The sequence below is a fragment of the Deltaproteobacteria bacterium genome (assembly GCA_016210005.1).
GTDB lineage: Bacteria > Desulfobacterota > Binatia > HRBIN30 > JACQVA1 > JACQVA1.
Map to the genome: position 1 here is coordinate 1 of JACQVA010000219.1, position 3,214 is coordinate 3,214.

The 3,214-nt window shown below is 58.0% G+C and carries 3 protein-coding genes; all 3 read right to left on the reverse strand.

The features are described from left to right. Positions 1–43: 43 nt before the first annotated feature. A complete protein-coding gene (locus HY699_21135) occupies positions 44–1,693 on the reverse strand; it encodes a hypothetical protein (protein MBI4518312.1) in 1,650 nt (549 codons plus the stop codon). Positions 1,694–2,016: 323 nt separating this feature from the next. Further along, positions 2,017–2,508, reverse strand: a complete 492-nt coding sequence (locus HY699_21140) for a hypothetical protein (GenBank protein ID MBI4518313.1) — start codon at positions 2,506–2,508, stop codon at positions 2,017–2,019. A 175-nt stretch (positions 2,509–2,683) separates the two neighbouring features. Further along, positions 2,684–3,031 carry a hypothetical protein gene (locus HY699_21145; protein MBI4518314.1) on the reverse strand — a complete coding sequence of 116 codons (348 nt, stop codon included), beginning with the start codon at positions 3,029–3,031 and terminating at the stop codon, positions 2,684–2,686. Positions 3,032–3,214: the final 183 nt, after the last annotated feature.

Consider the following 3,214-nt stretch of genomic DNA (forward strand, 5'->3'; position numbering starts at 1 on the left):
CTAGCCTGGATTCCCACGCTCGTTTCGCCACCTAACACCGATGTTAGTTTTGTGAGTTAACACCACGTCGCTCTCCCAGGATCAGGCGGAGTCGCCGGCCGCCGAGCCAGGGCACGTGAACGTCGGTTTCTTGGAACCCCGCGGCCATCAGCAGCGGATTGTGGGCGCGTTTCTGAAAGCGTACCCTGACCTCCTCGTTCGTGACTGTGACGGTCGCCGATGCGTCAATGAAATCCCGGAAGATCCGGCGAGACTTGGCGGTCTCGTAACCCCGTCCGATCTGTGTTCCAAAAAGACGGTACAGGCTGCTCGCCATCAGCGTGAGCAGGAGATCGCAGTCGACCTTCATCGCCACGGCCGATGAGAGAGCGTCCATGTGGAAGAAGTCGATGCCGTCGGCGATCCCATTCTCGATGAGCACCCTCCCGGCGTACCGCCCGACCAGTTTGGCCGCCGAGCGCTTGAGCTGGTTGGTGAGCAGCAGCGTCGGCTCTTCGTGTCCGAGGTCGGCAATCGCGAGCTGACGCAGGGGGCCGTCATAGCCGGCGAGTGTGATGCTTTCGTCGAGGACGCGAGGCGTTCGGTAGGCTCGTGTGATGCGGTCAAGCTCGATCCGTCGCCAGGCAGACGGAGGCGCTTGGCGGACGGCCTCCATCAGCTTCTTGGAGCGCCGGCGCAGGGTCATGAACTTGATATCGTGTTGGTTGAGCCAGCTGAGGTTCGCGTAGGTCGTCAGCTTCGAGTCGAAGATCACCTCCTCAGGGTAGTGACCGGTCAATTCCTTCCAGAATTCAACGAAGCGGAGGACCTCATCGTTCTGTTCCCCGATTCTCAAGTCGCCGTTGGCGTAGCAGAAGACCTGGCGGTCCGCGTCCCGAGCCAGGAACGCGAGGACGCCCTTCTGCCTCCGGCTGCGTTTGGAGACGTAATGCTTCTCAATCAACGCATCCTCGCCATGGAAGGGAATGGTGTGGAAGTCCAAGTCAAACGACGAACCCCATTCGAGCCCAAGCCCGCCCACCGCACCGAACCAACGACGCATGAGTTGGACGTGTGATTCCGGTCCGATCCGGCAGCTGTACTCGGTGAGGAAGGACCGCTTGGGAATCATGGTGAGTCCAGCGAAGAGTGCCAAGCCTTCATCGAGAACGTGGCTCATGATATGGCTGTTTCGGGCCTTCCCGAAAAGCTTCAGCCCGAGGAGCGAGCGCACGGCGTTGCCAGCTGGTACCATCGCTGAACCAGGAAAGCCTGCGGCTTCGAGGAGGTTGTCGAGATCCATGGAAACCAGCAATGGCACGAAGAGGAATAGCCCTCCAAACTGCGTCCGGAAAGTCCGGGGAGTCAGATCCAGTTGGCGAACATCTGCGACCTCCCCCGCGGTGACACGCACTCCCGGTGGCCGCTCCTCGTCGCGACGCCGGGGAAGGCGCGCAAACCCCTCCTCGGTGAGAATCTTCCAGACTCCTGCCGGACTGAGCTCTTTGCCCTCCTTCTTCAACGCGTCCACGATATCGTAGATGGACATGTTCTGCTTGCGAGCCGCAACGACGGTGTCACGAAGCGGATCGCGCTTCGGGGCCTCCTGTGGTCCCCGGTTGGGGGACAGGAAGAACTCGCGGTCCGGGCTCTTGCGGAACTGGGAGCACAGGACACGGAAGCTGCCGGGTGTGTATCCAAAGTCCGCGGCCACGGCGTTCGATGGTCGTTGCTCAACGAAGTAGGCGCGTAGGGCTTCGTATTGGCGATGGGTAGGGCTGCGAGGTTCCAGGAAGTACCGACCGAACGGCGTTAGTTCATTCCCATCACTCGTAGACATACTTCCACGATGTCAAATTAGATTCAAGAAGTCAAGCCTTTGGTCGAGAATTCTTGAGAACCATTCAACAAAGGGATCTGACTGACGGCCTAAACAGAGCACGTTCCAAGCCTGACTTTTTGGCTCGCCATCGATAAGTCTACACTTCGCATAACGGGATACTCGAACAACACCTGTCGAGTCTGGGATCGCCACTCTCAGGCGTTAGCGAAATGATGGCCCGTGGGAATCCAGGCTAGCGCCATCAACGCTGCCCCGAGCTTGACAGCTCCGGCGTCTCCGTATTCCGATCGCATGTATTCGTAAAACGTTCGCAACTCACCGGAGTGCAACTCGATTTTGAAGCCTTCTCCTGCCTTTAAGCCACTAATCTTCTTGTCGTCCACGTCCTCCCAACCGCCATGGGGTAACTTGCGTTGGTAGACGAGGGTTCCGCCCAGAGTGGCCTCTGGACGATCCTGGGCAGGCTGAGTCCATTCATTCTTGACGAACACCAGCCGGGTTGTGGAACCGCCCTCGCCGCCTGGCCCTCCACCTTCGGGACGTATGACAAAGGTGTTCAAAGTCTTGCGAATGTTGGTTGGATGATTCTTCTTAAGGTATTCCATCATTTTGGAAAGATCTGACATATCTGCCTCCGGTCGACAATCATCCGGATTCCGGAGGATGTGTTTGAACTCGGTCTGCACGTCGTGATCATTGTAGCATTTGCACTCAATGTCCTCCACCGCAGGTATTCGACACACAGGATCCTAACGAGCCCAGTACACCTCCGCCACTCCCTGATGCGCTGTCTCAAGATCATCTGCCAGACTGTCGTCACCTCCTCGGGCGGTCTCGAACATCGCCCCGGCCGTCAAGTGTCTACACCCGGTATCTGATAACTCCCGGGATTATTTCGAGTTTTGGCCGGAAGTAGGGTAGGTCGCCCACATATCTCTCCCAATGGAGTTCTGAGGTTACCTCAACCAACTGGTCTCGCGGTGCGGGTTTCAATGCCTTCTGCTCGGTGATCTTATCTACGGCAGCCAGCAATTCCTCACGTTCTCTCTTCACTTTTGTGACCAATGCAGCCGAGGCGAGCCCCTCCCGCTCTACCAACTGGGCACCGGGAGGCTTGAGATAGATCTTTCCTTTTCCGTGAGCCATGTCAACATACGTAGGCACCAGGTCTTTCACCGCTCGGCCGAAGGCTTCGTCGCTGGCTTCCACCGAAGATCCGAGTATCTCATCGCAACTGTCTCCGTCATACCAAGCCACATAGGCTTCGGCGAGAAGTTTGGACTAAACCGCTTCGCGGTAGTTGAGCTCGCCCGATACCGCCCTGAGGTGTAACGGACCAGAGAGGCTCCCGTCGTGATGCATGACCTGCGACCGGTAACAGCCGGCCAGCAG